Below are 16,445 nucleotides of genomic sequence, written 5' to 3'. Positions count from 1 at the left end.
GGCGTCAGCACGATGCAAAATCCCTATAAGAGATGTGTTTTAATACAATAGAAAAAGTTTCGTATTATTTAATTGATACAACAAATAGAAAGTCATATTTTTAATCAACCAAAAGATATAACTAAATATGAGTACATATGATGGATGTGTCTATTTTATTTAAAAAACGTCCGATTTATATTTTGTTATTCAAAAAATAAGGTCTTTACGTATACTTTAATAATCACTATTAAATTAACGAGGCGACTTATGTATAAAAATTATTGTATGATTCAATTTATACACTATCAACGGAAACTTTAGGTCAGTATCCCACAAATGATATGTCCGACATGTTAATGAAATCGTTAAACAATCCCTGAAAAATGTATTCGATGCATTCAAACATCACCATGATGCTCTCATATCCTCCCTAAATGATGTTGAAAATTATTCTATATGCATCTACACAATCTATTTTTTACAGATTTAAAATCCAAGAGCCCGTGCGATCTACTTCTTTCTATAGCTATTCCTTTTCCATAAAGCAAAGCCCAAGACTATTTTATGTCTTGGGTTGTTTGTATCAGTTAATTGAAATAGTAAAGTCATTATGCAAGATGAATGATGCAGTTATTTTACATCTGAACTTGAGAATTTTTTGTATCTTAGATACATAAGGCTCAAGATGATAAACCAAATAGGTGTTAAATAGACTGCTCTTCTCGTTTCGACATTTACAAAAAGTAAGCAAAATACTAAAAAGAAGAAAGCCAAAATAATATATCCCATATATTTACCACCAAATAATTTATATGTGGCATTTTTGTGCATTTCTGGATTTTGACGATGATAATTAATATAAGCAACTATGATTAGGGCCCAAACGACTAAAAACAACACTGTAGAAACGGTTGTAATATATGTGAATACTAAAGTTGCATTTGGAATAATGTAATTTAATAATGCTGAAATTAATAATAACGCACATGATACTAAGATAGCTATATGAGGCACTCCATTTTTGTTTGTTTTTTCAAAAATTGGCGGTGCTTGCTTTTGATTTGAAAGTCCAAATAACATACGACTGTTTGAAAATATACCGCTATTACAAGAAGAAGCAGCAGCTGTTAATACTACAAAGTTAATGATTCCTGCTGCAAATGGAATACCGATTAAAGCAAATAATCTAACAAAGGGACTTTCTTCAGGATTAATATTGTTCCAAGGGATGATGGACATAATTACAGTCAATGCGCCGACATAAAAGATTAAAATTCTAATCGGAACACTATTGATTGCTTTTGGAATTGTTTTAGTTGGATCTTTTGTTTCGCCAGCCGTTACTCCGATTAATTCAATTCCTACAAAAGAAAAGAGTGCCATTTGGAATGACATTAAAAATCCACTAATTCCTTTAGGAAAAATACCATGTTGATATAAATTGCTTAATGATGTATGTCCAAATTGTGTGTCGTATGCCATGATAATCATTACCACACCAACGACGATAAGTGCCAAGATTGTAACTACTTTAATGATTGAGAACCAGAACTCTAGTTCACCGAAAAGTTTAGCACTCAGTAAATTTAATGACATTAAAATTAATACACAAAATAGCGCACTTATCCAATTAGGTATATGTGGAAACCAGAAACTAACATATTTTGCAACTGCTGTTACCTCGGCCATACCTGTAATAATCCAGCACAACCAATACGTCCATCCGGTAACAAACCCTGCAAATGAACCTATATATTGATTTGTCACATCAGCAAAGGATTTAAAATTTGTATTTGTTACAAGAATTTCTCCTAAGCCACGCATAAACATAAATAACATAAATCCTATAATAATATATGTCAGTAAAATAGAAGGACCTGTTAATGCTATGGTTTGACCAGCACCTAAGAAAAGCCCTGTACCGATTGCGCCCCCAATTGCAATTAACTGTATATGTCTATTGCTGAGTTCTCTTTGTAGCTGTTGTTTTGCCATAAGTTTTAACTCCTTTATTAAGTTATTTATTATTATGATACGCAATCTAAAATAAAACAATACTTTTTTATAGTTGTATCTCAAAAAAGTCAGTGTAATATTATATTAATAATTTGTTATTAATCATGATAACCAATTAAAAACTTTGATAAATTGAAGAAAGGGTAATTACATATTAGAATGATGATATAACAACGTTCATTAATTATGGCGTGTTTATGGGCATATAAACAAATTATCGTTTCTTAATGATTATTCAGGACTTTAAACGGAAATATTCACAAAAACGTAAATATTGGCTATAATAGTTTATGAAAGCCGTTTCATTATGAAATAGAAAAGGGGAATATATATATGGCAGAGTTACAAAAAGGTTTAGAAGGGGTAATTGCAGCAGAAACAAAAGTGAGCTCAATCATTGATAGTCAACTTACATATGCTGGCTATGAAATTGATGATTTAGCCGAAAATGCTGAATTTGAAGAAGTTGTCTTTTTATTATGGCATTACAGATTACCTAATAAAGAAGAACTACAAACATTTAAAGAAAAACTCTTTAAGTATATGACATTAAATCCTAGAGTGTATAATCATTTTAAAGAATATGCTACTAGTAATGTACATCCAATGACAGCGCTAAGAACATCAGTGTCTTATGTTGCTCACTTCGATGAACATGCTGAGGATGAAAGTGAAGATCAAACAATGGAACGTGCAATGCGTATCCAAGCTAAAATCGCCTCACTTGTTACAGCATATGCTAGAGTTAGAGAAGGTAAAGAACCTGTCAAACCTAATAGTGATTTAAATTATGCCGGGAACTTCTTATATATGTTACGTGGTGAATTGCCAACAGATATTGAAGTTGAAGCATTTAATAAAGCATTGGTACTACATGCAGATCACGAGTTGAATGCATCTACCTTTACTGCTAGATGTGCAGTGTCTTCATTATCAGATATGTATTCAGGTATTGTAGCAGCTGTCGGATCTTTAAAAGGTCCATTACACGGTGGGGCAAATGAACGTGTGATGAGCATGCTATCAGAAGTTAAGTCAATTGATGACGTAGACGAATACATTGATAATAAAATTAAAAATAAAGAAAAAATAATGGGCTTCGGTCACCGTGTATATAAAAATGGTGATCCAAGAGCGAAATTCTTGAAAGAGATGAGTAGAAAAATTACATCAGAAACAGGTCAAAGTCAGTTATTTGATATATCTGTAAAAATAGCTGATAAAATGAAAGAAGAAAAAGGCCTTATCGCCAATGTGGACTTCTATAGTGCAACTGTATATCACAGTATGAATATTGAACATGATTTATTCACACCAATTTTTGCAGTTAGCAGAACTTCAGGTTGGATTGCACATATTCTTGAACAATACAGAGACAATAGAATTATGCGACCAAGAGCGCAATATATTGGTGAAACTAATAGAACATATGAACCAATAGAAGAAAGATAATTAAGAATTAGCATTCTAAAAAATAATACAAATGACGGAGGTATTTTTACATGGCAGGAGAAAAAGTAGTAAAATCAGCAGAAGGGTTAACTGTACCAAATAATCCTATCATTCCTTATATTATTGGAGACGGTATCGGCCCAGATATTTGGTCAGCTGCTAGCAGAGTCATCGACGCAGCTGTAGAACAAGCTTATAATGGTGAAAAGAAAATTGAATGGAAAGAAGTACTTGCCGGTCAAAAAGCTTATGATGAAACAGGTGAATGGTTACCACAAGAAACTTTAGATACTATTAATGAATATTTAATCGCAATTAAAGGACCACTTACTACACCAATCGGTGGTGGCATTCGTTCATTAAATGTCGCATTACGTCAAGAACTTGATTTGTTTACTTGTTTAAGACCAGTACGTTGGTTCCAAGGCGTTCCTTCACCAGTTAAACGTCCGGAAGATACTGACATGGTTATTTTCCGTGAAAACACAGAAGATATCTATGCTGGTATTGAATTTAAAGAAGGCACTCCAGAAGTTAAAAAATTAATTGACTTCTTACAAGATGAAATGGGCGCTAAAAACATCAGATTCCCAGAAACATCAGGAATTGGTGTAAAACCAGTTTCTAAAGAAGGTACAGAGCGTTTAGTACGCGCAGCAATTCAATATGCTCTAGATAATAATCGTAAATCTGTAACTTTAGTTCATAAAGGTAATATCATGAAATTTACAGAGGGTGCTTTCAAGCAATGGGGTTATGATTTAGCACATAATGAATTTGGCGATAAAGTATTTACTTGGCAACAATATGATGAAATTGTTGAAAAAGACGGTAAAGAAAAAGCAAATGAAATTCAAGAACAAGCTGAAAAAGACGGTAAAATTATTATTAAAGATTCTATTGCAGATATTTTCTTACAACAAATCTTGACACGTCCTGCAGATCACGATGTTGTTGCTACGATGAATCTTAATGGTGACTATGTGTCAGATGCCTTGGCAGCACAAGTTGGCGGTATTGGAATTGCACCAGGAGCAAATATTAACTATGAAACTGGACATGCGATATTTGAAGCAACGCACGGTACTGCTCCAAAATATGCGGGTTTAAATAAAGTAAACCCATCTTCTGAAATTTTAAGTGCTTCATTAATGCTTGAGCACTTAGGTTGGCAAGAAGCCGCTGATAAGATTACTGAGTCTATTGAAAAAACAATCGCTTCAAAAGTTGTTACTTATGATTTTGCTCGTTTAATGGACGGTGCAAAGGAAGTATCTACTTCTGAATTCGCTGATGAATTAATCAAAAATATTAAATAAATTAACAACAAATAACGACGTATTTTTCAAATGAAGATGCATAATTTTCTTAAGAGCGAGAATAAGAAATCACTTTTAAAATGATTTCTATCTCGCTCTTTTTATTATTTTGCTTGAAGGTACGTTACTAACCAACAAAACTTGGCCTTAATTTGGTTAAAAAGAAACAATTACTAGTTTGAATATGAAGTTAATGTTAAGTTAATATTAACATAAACAATATTATTTATTTGAAACACGGTATATAGATTCATTGAAGAATTGTTTAAGAAGATGATACAAATTCTTTGTTCATTCTTTACAAATAACTAATTATTTTCTATTTATTAAGTTTATGTAAAAAAACTTTTAAGTATGTTATTTTTATTAAAATTTACGTTATAATTAATTTGTAATCACAAAATTGGAGGTATACTATGTCACAAAAAGTACTTGTAGTAGATGATGAGCAATCAATTGTAACCTTGTTAAAATATAATTTAGAGCAAGCTGGATACATAGTGGATGTTGCCTATGATGGTGAAGAAGCATTAGAAAAAGTGAATACTGTAAATCCGGAATTGGTTGTATTAGATGTTATGCTTCCTAAAAAAGATGGTATCGAAGTTTGTAAAACGATTCGATCTGATAAAAATTTAGTACCAATTTTGATGTTAACTGCTAAAGATGATGAGTTTGATCGTGTGTTAGGTTTAGAGCTTGGTGCAGACGACTATATGACTAAACCGTTTTCACCAAGAGAGGTTGTTGCAAGAGTTAAAGCTATTTTAAGACGCTCTGCAATGATTAATGAAGCAGTACCAGTTGAAAATGATGAAGATGATATTTTAATTGGTTCTATAAGAATTAGACCTGAATATTTTGAAGTTTATCGCGAAGATGAATTATTAGAACTCACGCCTAAAGAGTTTGAACTGTTACTTTACCTTATTGAAAGACAAGGCAGAGTAATCACGCGAGAACATATGTTAAATTCTGTTTGGAATTATGAGTTTGCAGGAGATTCAAGAATTGTGGATGTACATATAAGTCATTTAAGAGATAAATTAGAAGAGAATCCGAAACAACCTAAATTGATAAAAACAGTGAGAGGTTTAGGTTATAAATTGGAAAGACCTAAAGTCTAATGTTAAAGTTTCACCAAAGACTCTTATTTTTATTATGTACCATCGTTATCATTAGTTTTGTTGCATTAGGTGCAATAATCACACATGTCATTTATAATACTGTCATTTCGAGCCAACAAGGTGACTTAGAGCATCAAGCACAACATTTAGTTAGTTTATATAATCATGATAAATCAGATGAAATTAAAGATATTGCAAAAAATGAAAATTTTACATTTATACTCACGAAAGATAACGATGAAGTGTTTTCCACAAAAGAAAGAACCCAATTTAACGACGATATTAATAATGAAGCGAATCCTTCTAAAATAATTTATGATAAATTCGGGGATGATCGAAGATACACTTTTAAAACATCAATAAGAGATAAAGATGTGATTATCAGTGGTATTAATAATCAAATCCTAGAATTACAAATAGGTATATGGAAATATGTTGGCTTAATTGGATTATTTGTTTTGGTTATTATTTTCTTTGTTGTCAGAAGTATTAATAGAACTTACATTAGGCCCATTAATGAAGTGACATATGCTACCAATCTTTTAGCTGAAGGTTATTATCATGTAAGAGTTCCAGAAAGTAATGTAAAAGAAACAAGGGAGCTTTTCGTGACCACTAATGAGTTAGCCAGAAGATTACAACGCTTAAATCATAAACAAAAGTTGCAATCTAATCGCTTGAAAACAACGATAGAAAATATACCTAGTTCAATTTTAATGATTGATAAATATGGCGAAATTGTTATTGCAAATAAATCATATTATGATGTGTTTAGTCCAGACAATGTTGTAGAACATAAAAGTTATATTGATTTTATAGATCCAGAGATACAAAAGTTAATCGCTGCAGCATTTAAAGTTGAAAAATCAACATATGATCAAATCGAGTTGACGATTGACCAGGTCCATCAAAAATATTTTGACACAGCATGTATTCCAATTTTATCTAAAAACAAGAAAAATCTTTACGGTATGGTTGTTGTACTGCATGATATTACGAATTTGAAAAAGTTGGAAAATTTAAGACGGGAATTTGTGGCTAATGTATCTCATGAATTGAAAACGCCAATCACATCTATAAAAGGTTTTGCCGAAACACTGTTGGACGGTGCAAAAGATGACGAACAAACATTAAATGACTTTTTAAAAATTATTTCTAAAGAATCTAATCGTATTGAAACATTAGTATATGACTTGTTAGATTTGTCTCATGTTGAACAACAAACACAATTGGAAACAGAGCCAACAAGTTTGTCTGAAATTGCTGAATCAACATTGAGGCATATGCAAAATATCGCAGAAAATAAAAATATTACCATCGTTAATGAAATTGAACCAGATATTATTATTGAAGCGAATAAAGATAAAGTTTCGCAAGTAGCACTTAACCTACTTTCGAATGCGATAAGTTATTCTAAAGTATCTGGACAGGTCATCGTGCGTGTTTTTAAAGAAGGTAATAAGCGCATGCTTGAAGTTCAAGACTTTGGTATTGGCATTAGCCAGCAGGATCAAAAACATATATTTGAACGCTTTTATCGTGTAGATAAAGCACGTAGTAGAGATTCTGGAGGTACTGGACTAGGTTTATCTATTACAAAACATATTATGGAAGCGCATCAAGGTAGAATTAACGTGTTTAGTGAACCGGAAAAAGGTTCTACTTTTAGAGTCACATTTTTTGAATAAAATAAAATTTGCAATCGATTTAACCATAAGTGGTCAAGGTTAAATCGATTGTTTTGTTTTGTTAATGTAAAGTGCGATAAAAATAGATGTTTAATCAATTTGAATCGACGTCATCGAATGAATACGGATTGTCCTATAATTTATGATAAAATGAAAAGTAAATATGTGTTGGAGGTTAAAATATTGAATAAATTAATTTTAATTGATGGAAACAGTTTGAGCTTTAGAGCTTTTTATGCGTTACCATTATTACAAAATAAAGCTGGTATTCATACGAACGCCGTTTATGGTTTTGCAATGTTGTTGGAAAAGATAATTAAAGAAGAACAGCCCACACATTTTTTAGTTGCTTTTGATGCTGGGAAAACAACATTTAGACATGCGCAATATAGTGAATATAAAGGTGGACGCCAATCCACTCCTCCAGAGCTTAGTGAGCAATTTCCATACGTGAGACAGCTATTGGATGCATATCGTATTAAACGTTATGAATTAGAAAACTATGAAGCAGATGATATAATAGGTACATTAAGTAAACAAGCTAATCAAGAAAACTTCCAAACAATAATCATTACAGGAGATCGTGATTTAACACAGTTAGCAACTGATGATGTAACAATTTATTATACTAAAAAAGGTGTGACAGACGTCGATCATTATACACCGACGTTTATAGCTGAAAAGTATAATGGTCTAACACCGAAACAAATTATCGACATGAAAGGTTTAATGGGCGACACTTCAGATAATATACCTGGAGTAGCTGGTGTCGGTGAAAAAACAGCAATTAAGCTATTAAAGCAATTTTCAACTGTTGAAAATGTATACGAACACCTAGATGAAGTATCAGGAAAAAAACTGAAAGAAAAACTTGAAAATAGTAAAGATGATGCTTTAATGAGTAAAACATTAGCAACAATCAATTGTGATAGCCCGATTGATGTATCATTAGAGGATACAAAATTACCGGATCATTCAGATACTGAGGATAAAATTGAACTATTTAAAAAGTTAGAATTCAATCAACTCTTAGATCAGATGGATGCTTCAAATAATGTAACTGAAGTGCAAGACATGGATATTGAAATAGAAGACGATTTTACAAACGTTGATTTCAACTCATTAGAAGCAGCTACCATCCATTTTGAATTGGATGGTGCCAACTACTTAAAGGATAATATTTTGAAATTTGGTTTGTTTGATGGTCAACATTATGTTGTAGTTAATGCAGAACAATTAACTCAGAATCAATCATTAGTTGCTTGGCTTGAAGACGATAAAACTGAAAAGATTGTTTATGATGCCAAAAAATCTTATATTGTTGCACATCGACTTGGTATTAGTATTAAACATATTGTGTTTGATGTGATGTTAGCAAGTTACATTATTGATCCTTCACGCACAATTGATGACGTGAATTCTGTGGTAGCAAACTATGGTCAACATTATGTCCAATCAAGTGTAGCGATATATGGAAAAGGCAAGAAAAAACACGTCCCTGAAGATGACGTATTAAATCCTTATGTGGGGTCTATTATCAATGCTATTAGTCAAGTTAAACCAAAGATTCAACAACAATTGGATGAATATAATCAAACCGATTTATTGTATGATTTAGAATTACCATTAGCACAGATATTAAGTGAAATGGAAGAAACTGGAATTTACACAGAAATCAGTGAATTGCAGCAAATGGAATCAGAAATTCAAAGTAAATTAGATGTCTTAATAGATAACATCTATGACGCTGCTGGTGAAAAGTTCAATATTAACTCACCAAAACAATTAGGTGTCGTATTATTTGAAACATTAAAATTACCTGTGATTAAAAAGACTAAAACAGGATACTCTACTGCAGTTGACGTGTTAGAACAGTTGCAAGGGGAACATCCAATCATAGCGTATATTTTAGAATATAGACAATTAGCGAAATTACAATCGACGTATGTTGAAGGGTTACAAAAAGTGATTGCTGAAGATAATCGTATTCATACTCGTTTTAATCAAACATTGGCTCAAACAGGGCGTTTATCATCAATTGATCCAAATCTTCAAAATATACCAGTACGTTTAGAAGAAGGTAGAAAAATTAGGAAAGCATTTAAATCAAGTGATGAAAATAACGTTATATTTTCAGCCGATTATTCACAAATTGAATTAAGAGTATTGGCACATATAACACAAGATGAAAGTTTGAAACAAGCGTTCATCAATGATGAAGATATCCACACGGCCACAGCAGTAAAAGTGTTTGATGTAGATCCTGAAAATGTAGATAGTTTAATGCGTAGACAAGCAAAAGCCGTGAATTTTGGTATCGTATATGGTATAAGTGACTATGGTTTAAGCCAAAGTTTAGGTATAACTAGAAAACAAGCTAAACAATTTATAGATGATTATCTAGATAGTTTCCCTGGCGTCAAACAATATATGGAAGATATAGTTAAAGACTGTAAAGCACAAGGCTATGTAGAAACACTGCTTCACAGAAGACGCTATATTCCAGATATCACGAGTAGAAACTTTAATTTAAGAGGTTTTGCTGAAAGAACAGCGATGAACACACCTATACAAGGCAGCGCAGCAGATATTATCAAACTTGCGATGGTACATTTTGCTAACGAGGTTAAATATACAGATTTTCATGCTCAGCTATTATTACAAGTTCACGATGAGTTGATATTTGAATTACCAAAAGAAGAAGTAGATGACTTTGAAAAATTCATTGAAAAAATAATGGATAATGCATTGAAGTTAGATGTTCCATTGAAAGTTGAATCTAGTTATGGACAAACATGGTATGACGCGAAATAGAAAGAAGGGAATATAGTGCCTGAACTACCTGAAGTTGAACATGTTACAAGAGGAATAAGAACTTTTGTACAAGGGCAAAAAATTGAGGATGTTATTTTCTCTGATAAAGTGATAGAAGGAAAAAACAGTCAAAAAGAAACGATTATTAAAGGTCTATCATTAGATACATTCCAAAATTTTACTAAGGGCTACACGATTAATAATATTGAAAGACGTAGTAAGTATATTGTCTTTTATATTCAAAATAATTCAACACAAAGAATTCTTATTAGTCATTTAGGTATGGCTGGTGGTTTTTTTGTTGTGGATGATTTAGATGACATTAGTGCACCAAATTATCGTAAACATTGGCATGTAATTTTTAAATTAGATAATGACAAACTATTAGTTTATTCAGATATTCGCAGATTTGGAGAGATTAGAAATGTTGCTTCATTTGATGGATATCCATCATTTTTAGAAATCGCACCAGAACCTTTTGAGAAAGAGGCATTATCACATTATATGTCTTGGTTTGATAAAAAATTGTATCAAAACAAACCAATCAAACAAATGATACTAGACCATAGAGTGATTTCAGGTTGTGGTAACATCTATGCTTGCGAAGCATTGTTTAGAGCTGGCATTCACCCAGCACGTATATCTAAGGAGTTAAATCATCAAGAAAAAGAAATGTTATTTTATTATGTTCGAGAAGTGTTAGAAGCGGGTATAAAATATGGTGGTACTAGTATTTCAGATTATCGTCATGCGGATGGAAGTACTGGTACAATGCAACAATACTTAAATGTATATAAACAAAAGACATGTAAAGTGTGCGGAAATGATATTGAGACACAAATTATTGCAACACGCAATAGTCATTTCTGTCCTGTTTGTCAAAAATGAAGGAAGAGTGAAATTATGCCTAAAGTTATTGGATTAACTGGTGGTATCGCATCAGGAAAATCAACTGTTTCAGAATTGTTAACAGCACATGGTTTTAAAATTGTAGATGCAGATATTGCATCACGTAAAGCTGTTGAAAAAGGTTCTGAAGGACTTGAGCAAGTTCGTGCAACATTTGGAGATGAAGCAATTGATGAAGAGGGTAATATGGACCGTGGATATGTAGGAGATATCGTCTTCAACTATCCCGAAAAAAGATTAGAATTAAATGAAATCGTCCATCCAATTGTTAGAAACATTATGGAACAAGAAAAAGAAGCGTTTTTAAAAGAAGGCTATAATGTAATTATGGACATTCCGTTACTTTATGAAAATGAATTGCAAGATACAGTAGATGAAGTATGGCTTGTTTATACTTCAGAAAGTATCCAAATAGATAGATTAATGCAACGCAATGATATTTCGATGGAAGATGCAAAGGCACGTGTTTATAGTCAAATATCCATAGACAAAAAACGCAGAATGGCAGATCATGTCATCGATAATCGAGATTCTAAATTAGATTTAAAACAAAATTTAGAACAATTATTGACAGATGAAGGTTACATTGAAAGTGAAACAGGTCATTCGCAAGAAATATAAAATGTGTGTAATAAAACATACGCACTTAATTCCTTCAAAGTGGACATTTAATAAATGAAAACTTTGGAGGGATTTTTTTATACATTTATAGCGATTTTGTAACGTGGAGATTATGGAGGAATAATAAGAATAAGAGACTACAGGATTGAACCATATCATCAGGCAAGCATGCACAAAAAATCACAGGTTTGAAATATCAAAGAAATAAATGATGATTTTATAAAAAATTAATCATTTAGAAAACAATAATTTTAACTGTTTTAAGATTTTTAAATTTTTATTCAAGAAAACGCTTTCTCATTTATCGATTTATGTTATACTAATTCCATAAAGTATAACACTAAAACGAGGGGTGCTTCGAATGACGACAAATATTGCAATTAATGGAATGGGTAGGATAGGTAGAATGGTATTAAGAATAGCGCTTAAAAATGAGAATATGAATGTAGTCGCGATTAATGCCAGCTATCCACCGGAAACAATTGCTCACCTAATCAATTATGATACAACACATGGTAACTACGATTTAAAAGTAGAACCTATTGAGAATGGTATAAAAGTCGATGAACAAGAAATTAAACTTGTAGCTGACAGAAATCCAGAAAATTTACCGTGGGCTGAACTAGATGTAGATATTGTAATTGAAGCTACTGGTAAATTTAATCATGGAGATAAAGCAGTGGCTCATATTACTGCTGGAGCTAAAAAAGTATTGTTAACAGGACCATCAAAAGGTGGAGATGTTCAAATGATTGTTAAAGGTGTGAATAATGATCAATTGGACATTGAAAAATATGATATCTTTAGTAATGCTTCTTGTACAACGAATTGTATTGGACCTGTAGCTAAAGTGCTTAATGACCAATTTGGTATTCAAAATGGTTTAATGACAACAGTACATGCAATTACTAATGATCAAAATAATATTGATAATCCACATAAAGATTTAAGACGTGCACGTTCATGCAATGAAAGTATTATTCCTACTTCGACAGGTGCTGCTAAAGCATTAAAAGAAGTTTTACCTGAACTAGAAGGAAAACTTCACGGTATGGCTTTAAGAGTGCCAACTAAAAATGTATCATTAGTAGATTTAGTAGTTGATTTAGATACTAATGTGACAGTAGAACAAGTTAATGATGCTTTCAGAAATAATACGTTAGAAGATGTGATTGCTACTGAAGATGCGCCACTTGTATCTATGGATTTTAACACAAATCCTCATTCAGCCATTATCGATACGCAAAGTACAATGATTATGGGTGATAATAAAGTGAAAGTGATAGCTTGGTATGATAACGAATGGGGTTATTCAAATAGAGTTGTTGATGTCGCTGAAGAAATTGGTCAATTACTAAAAAGTAATGTATCAACTGTTGTTAATTAATTGTGCAATTATTGTTAGTGTTTTACATGGTTATTGCTTTGTAATTGCTTAATCAAGAAAAATAATTTATTGTTATCTTATATCTAAACCTCTCGTTAAAGTGAAATAATATTTTCACTTTAACGAGAGGTTTTAACTTTAAATATGAAGAACCAGTGAATCTAAATAGATAAATGAAATTATTGTGTAATCCCATTCTTTTGTGACTTAATGATTTATAGTATAATGAATGGTAATCAAATTGAGAGGGTGGTAATTCGATGAAATGCCCGAAATGTAGTTCAACGCACTCTCGCGTTGTAGATTCACGACATGCTGATGAAGTAAATGCGATTAGACGTAGAAGAGAATGTGAACAATGCGGCACAAGGTTTACTACGTTTGAACATATTGAAAAAAGACCGTTAATCGTTGTAAAAAAAGATGGTACACGTGAGCAATTTTTGCGTGAAAAAATACTTAATGGCTTGGTGCGCTCTTGTGAAAAAAGACCTGTGCGTTATCAACAATTAGAAGATATTACTAATAATGTGGAGTGGAAACTAAGAGATGAAGGACGTGCTGAAATATCTTCAAGAGAAATTGGGGAACACGTCATGAACTTATTAATGCATGTAGATCAAGTTTCTTATGTGCGTTTTGCATCTGTTTATAAGGAATTTAAAGATGTTGATCAATTATTACAATCAATGCAAGGGATTTTAGCAGAAAACAAACGGAGTGATTCTTAAATGGGATTACAATCCTATGATTATGGTTTAAGACCACAAGATGACTTTCACGTGTTACGTCATTTTTATTTAAACCATAAGCATTTAGAAATTCTAAATAGATTATTTACGCCAATGATTGGATCAAATGCGATCGGTTTGTATCATTATTTGAATCAATTTGTAGAATTTAAGCAAGATGTTGTCTTGACTCATTATATTATTATGAATGAATTGAAAATAAATCTACTTGAATTCAGGAAAGAAATGGATTTATTAGAAGGCATTGGTTTATTAAAATCTTTTGCTCATCATTCTAAGCAACACTCTTCTTTTGTATACAAACTCATACAACCACCATCAGCACAACAATTTTTTAATGATCCTATGCTATCCGTATATTTATATAGCCAAGTAAGCAAGCAACGTTACTTACAATTAAAATCACATTTTGAGGATCAAATGTCTATTGATTTAAATCAGTACCAAGATGTTACACGCACATTTACTGATGTGTTTAAAGTTCCTAACCAAGCACTCACTGAGGATGAACAGATGATTGAAGGTGAAGAAACTTATAGTGGCATTGATTTATCTAACGTGAATTTTGATTTTGAAGTACTTTATGATTTATTACAAAATCATTTTATTAGTACTAAAATAATTGATGGTGAAGCTAAAGCGCTAATCACACAAATTGCTACTTTATATGGTTTGACACCAGAAGCAATGAAACGCATTATTTTAAAATCAATTACTAGTGCACAAGAACTTTCTTTTGAAGAGATGCGTAAACACGCTAGAACATATTATCTTATAGAGCATGAGCAGCAGCTTCCTAAATTAAATGCTAAAAAATCAAATTATATCAATGATGACAACACGGAAAATAAAAATCATACAAAAGGTGATTCAAATCATTGGTTAAAGCAATTAGATGAAACCAGTCCTATTGATATGCTTGCTTCGTGGTCAGAATCTGAACCGACGACTCAACAAAAATATATGGTCGAAGAATTGATAGAAAGAGAACAACTACCTTTTGGTGTAATTAACATACTTTTACAATTTGTAATGTTAAAAGAAGATATGAAGCTTCCTAAAACTTATATCTTTGAGATTGCATCAAATTGGAAAAAAAAAGGCATCAAAACAGCAGAGGAAGCATATCAATATGCTAAAAAGGTAAATCAACCTACATCCAATCAATCAAATCAAACTAAAAATGGTAGTTATAAACCTAAGCAACTCGTTTCTAGAGAAATGACGCCTAAATGGCTAGAAGAAAGGGATAGTAAAGACACGAAAAACCAAAGTTTAGAAAATCATACTATTCCAGATGAGGATGAAGCATTAAAACGAGACCGTGAAGCACTGTTGAAACGATTAAATAGCAAGCGAAAGGAGGAGTAATATATGAAGTCTTTCAATCATATTATGGGTGATTCTAAAGATTTAAGTAAGCGCATTGAAAAGATAAAAAAAGATGTTATCAATGATCCTGATGTTAAGATATTTCTAGAATCTCATCAATCTGAAGTGACGAATGCGATGATTGATGAAGATTTGAATATTTTACAAGAATATAAGGATCAAGAAAAACATTATGATGGTCATGCTTTTAAAGATTGCCCTAATTTTGTTAAAGGTCACGTACCTGAATTATATGTAGAAAATCAACACATTAAGATTCGTTACTTGCCTTGCCCATGTAAAATTAAACATGATGAGGAAAAATTCGATGCACATTTAATTGCGTCACATCATATGCAAAGAGATACATTAAATGCCAAGTTAAGCGATATTTATATGGATAAGAGAGATCGCATAGATGTCACAATGGCAGCAACGGATATTTGTGAAAAAATAGTAGAAAAAGCACCCCAAGTTAAAGGTTTATATATACACGGTCCTTTTGGTACAGGCAAATCATTTATCTTAGGTGCAATTGCCAATGAATTAAAAGTTGAAAAAGTATCTTCTACAATTGTATATTTACCAGAATTTATTCGCTCTTTAAAAGGCGGGTTTAAAGATGGTAGTTTCGAATCAAGGCTCGCGAAGGTACGTGAATCACATGTATTAATGTTGGATGATATTGGTGCTGAAGAAATTACACCTTGGGCGAGAGATGAAGTGATTGGACCATTATTACATTATAGAATGGTTCAAGAATTACCAACGTTCTTTAGCTCTAACCTAAGTTTTGAAGAATTAGAATATCATCTTTCTGTGACGCGTAATGGTACAGAAAAAACAAAAGCAGCTAGAATTATGGAAAGAATTAAATCTTTAGCAATACCATATTTTTTGGAAGGGAAAAATTACCGTAACGATTGAATTATAAAAAAAATGTTGTATAATATAATTAAATCTAAATCAAGCGAAATAAAATGAAGACATGATAGGTAAATGATTAC

General features: G+C 31.8%; 12 protein-coding genes. 11 read left to right on the top strand and 1 reads right to left on the bottom strand.

Annotation, left to right across the window (positions count from 1 at the left end):
• Positions 1-612: 612 nt before the first annotated feature.
• Positions 613-1,977, bottom strand: coding sequence for an amino acid permease (locus KA867_RS08765; protein ID WP_210137735.1), 1,365 nt, complete (start codon positions 1,975-1,977; stop codon positions 613-615).
• Between the two features lie 354 nt (positions 1,978-2,331).
• Between KA867_RS08765 and KA867_RS08760 the strand changes: the two genes are divergently transcribed.
• The 11 genes from KA867_RS08760 (at position 2,332) to dnaI (ending at position 16,365) form a co-directional block, all read left to right on the top strand.
• Complete coding sequence (locus KA867_RS08760; RefSeq protein ID WP_210137734.1) at positions 2,332-3,450, top strand: citrate synthase; 1,119 nt, start codon at positions 2,332-2,334, stop codon at positions 3,448-3,450.
• Between the two features lie 50 nt (positions 3,451-3,500).
• Positions 3,501-4,769, top strand: a complete 1,269-nt coding sequence (gene icd / locus KA867_RS08755; RefSeq protein WP_019468627.1) for an NADP-dependent isocitrate dehydrogenase — start codon at positions 3,501-3,503, stop codon at positions 4,767-4,769.
• A gap of 416 nt (positions 4,770-5,185) precedes the next feature.
• Positions 5,186-5,896, top strand: coding sequence for a response regulator transcription factor (locus KA867_RS08750; protein WP_019468628.1), 711 nt, complete (start codon positions 5,186-5,188; stop codon positions 5,894-5,896).
• Complete coding sequence (pnpS, locus tag KA867_RS08745; RefSeq protein WP_210137733.1) at positions 5,896-7,584, top strand: two-component system histidine kinase PnpS; 1,689 nt, start codon at positions 5,896-5,898, stop codon at positions 7,582-7,584. Before KA867_RS08750 ends, pnpS begins: the two co-directional genes overlap by 1 nt.
• A gap of 183 nt (positions 7,585-7,767) precedes the next feature.
• The gene (gene polA, locus KA867_RS08740) at positions 7,768-10,398 is read left to right on the top strand and encodes a DNA polymerase I (RefSeq protein ID WP_210137732.1); all 2,631 of its coding nucleotides are present in this window, start codon (positions 7,768-7,770) and stop codon (positions 10,396-10,398) included.
• A gap of 15 nt (positions 10,399-10,413) precedes the next feature.
• A complete protein-coding gene (mutM, locus tag KA867_RS08735; RefSeq protein WP_210137731.1) occupies positions 10,414-11,286 on the top strand; it encodes a bifunctional DNA-formamidopyrimidine glycosylase/DNA-(apurinic or apyrimidinic site) lyase in 873 nt (290 codons plus the stop codon).
• 15 nt (positions 11,287-11,301) lie between these two features.
• Positions 11,302-11,928 (top strand): dephospho-CoA kinase, encoded by a 627-nt coding sequence (gene coaE / locus KA867_RS08730; RefSeq protein ID WP_210137730.1) that lies wholly within the window; start codon positions 11,302-11,304, stop codon positions 11,926-11,928.
• Between the two features lie 361 nt (positions 11,929-12,289).
• A complete protein-coding gene (gene gap, locus KA867_RS08725; protein ID WP_107383770.1) occupies positions 12,290-13,315 on the top strand; it encodes a type I glyceraldehyde-3-phosphate dehydrogenase in 1,026 nt (341 codons plus the stop codon).
• Between the two features lie 260 nt (positions 13,316-13,575).
• Entirely contained in the window at positions 13,576-14,046 is a 471-nt protein-coding gene (nrdR, locus tag KA867_RS08720; protein WP_040030011.1) for a transcriptional regulator NrdR, read from the top strand.
• On the top strand, positions 14,047-15,438 hold the full coding sequence (locus tag KA867_RS08715; RefSeq protein WP_210137729.1) for a replicative helicase loading/DNA remodeling protein DnaB: 1,392 nt from the start codon (positions 14,047-14,049) through the stop codon (positions 15,436-15,438).
• 3 nt (positions 15,439-15,441) lie between these two features.
• Entirely contained in the window at positions 15,442-16,365 is a 924-nt protein-coding gene (gene dnaI, locus KA867_RS08710) for a primosomal protein DnaI (protein ID WP_210137728.1), read from the top strand.
• The last annotated feature ends 80 nt before the right edge of the window (positions 16,366-16,445 follow it).

Origin of the sequence: Staphylococcus sp. GDH8C109P (assembly GCF_017893405.1) — a bacterium.
In the GTDB taxonomy this organism is placed as follows: Bacteria; Bacillota; Bacilli; order Staphylococcales; family Staphylococcaceae; genus Staphylococcus; species Staphylococcus cohnii.
Note: the sequence above shows the minus strand (reverse complement) of the source record. Positions and strands in the feature narration are given on the sequence as shown.

Excerpts from the sequence above, each read along its gene's own strand:
- KA867_RS08765 (WP_210137735.1), bottom strand. The coding sequence starts at position 1,977 with ATGGCAAAACAACAGCTACAAAGAGAACTCAGCAATAGACATATACAG.
- KA867_RS08760 (WP_210137734.1), top strand. The coding sequence starts at position 2,332 with ATGGCAGAGTTACAAAAAGGTTTAGAAGGGGTAATTGCAGCAGAAACA.
- icd (WP_019468627.1), top strand. The coding sequence starts at position 3,501 with ATGGCAGGAGAAAAAGTAGTAAAATCAGCAGAAGGGTTAACTGTACCA.
- KA867_RS08750 (WP_019468628.1), top strand. The coding sequence starts at position 5,186 with ATGTCACAAAAAGTACTTGTAGTAGATGATGAGCAATCAATTGTAACC.
- pnpS (WP_210137733.1), top strand. The coding sequence starts at position 5,896 with ATGTTAAAGTTTCACCAAAGACTCTTATTTTTATTATGTACCATCGTT.
- coaE (WP_210137730.1), top strand. The coding sequence starts at position 11,302 with ATGCCTAAAGTTATTGGATTAACTGGTGGTATCGCATCAGGAAAATCA.
- gap (WP_107383770.1), top strand. The coding sequence starts at position 12,290 with ATGACGACAAATATTGCAATTAATGGAATGGGTAGGATAGGTAGAATG.
- nrdR (WP_040030011.1), top strand. The coding sequence starts at position 13,576 with ATGAAATGCCCGAAATGTAGTTCAACGCACTCTCGCGTTGTAGATTCA.
- KA867_RS08715 (WP_210137729.1), top strand. The coding sequence starts at position 14,047 with ATGGGATTACAATCCTATGATTATGGTTTAAGACCACAAGATGACTTT.
- dnaI (WP_210137728.1), top strand. The coding sequence starts at position 15,442 with ATGAAGTCTTTCAATCATATTATGGGTGATTCTAAAGATTTAAGTAAG.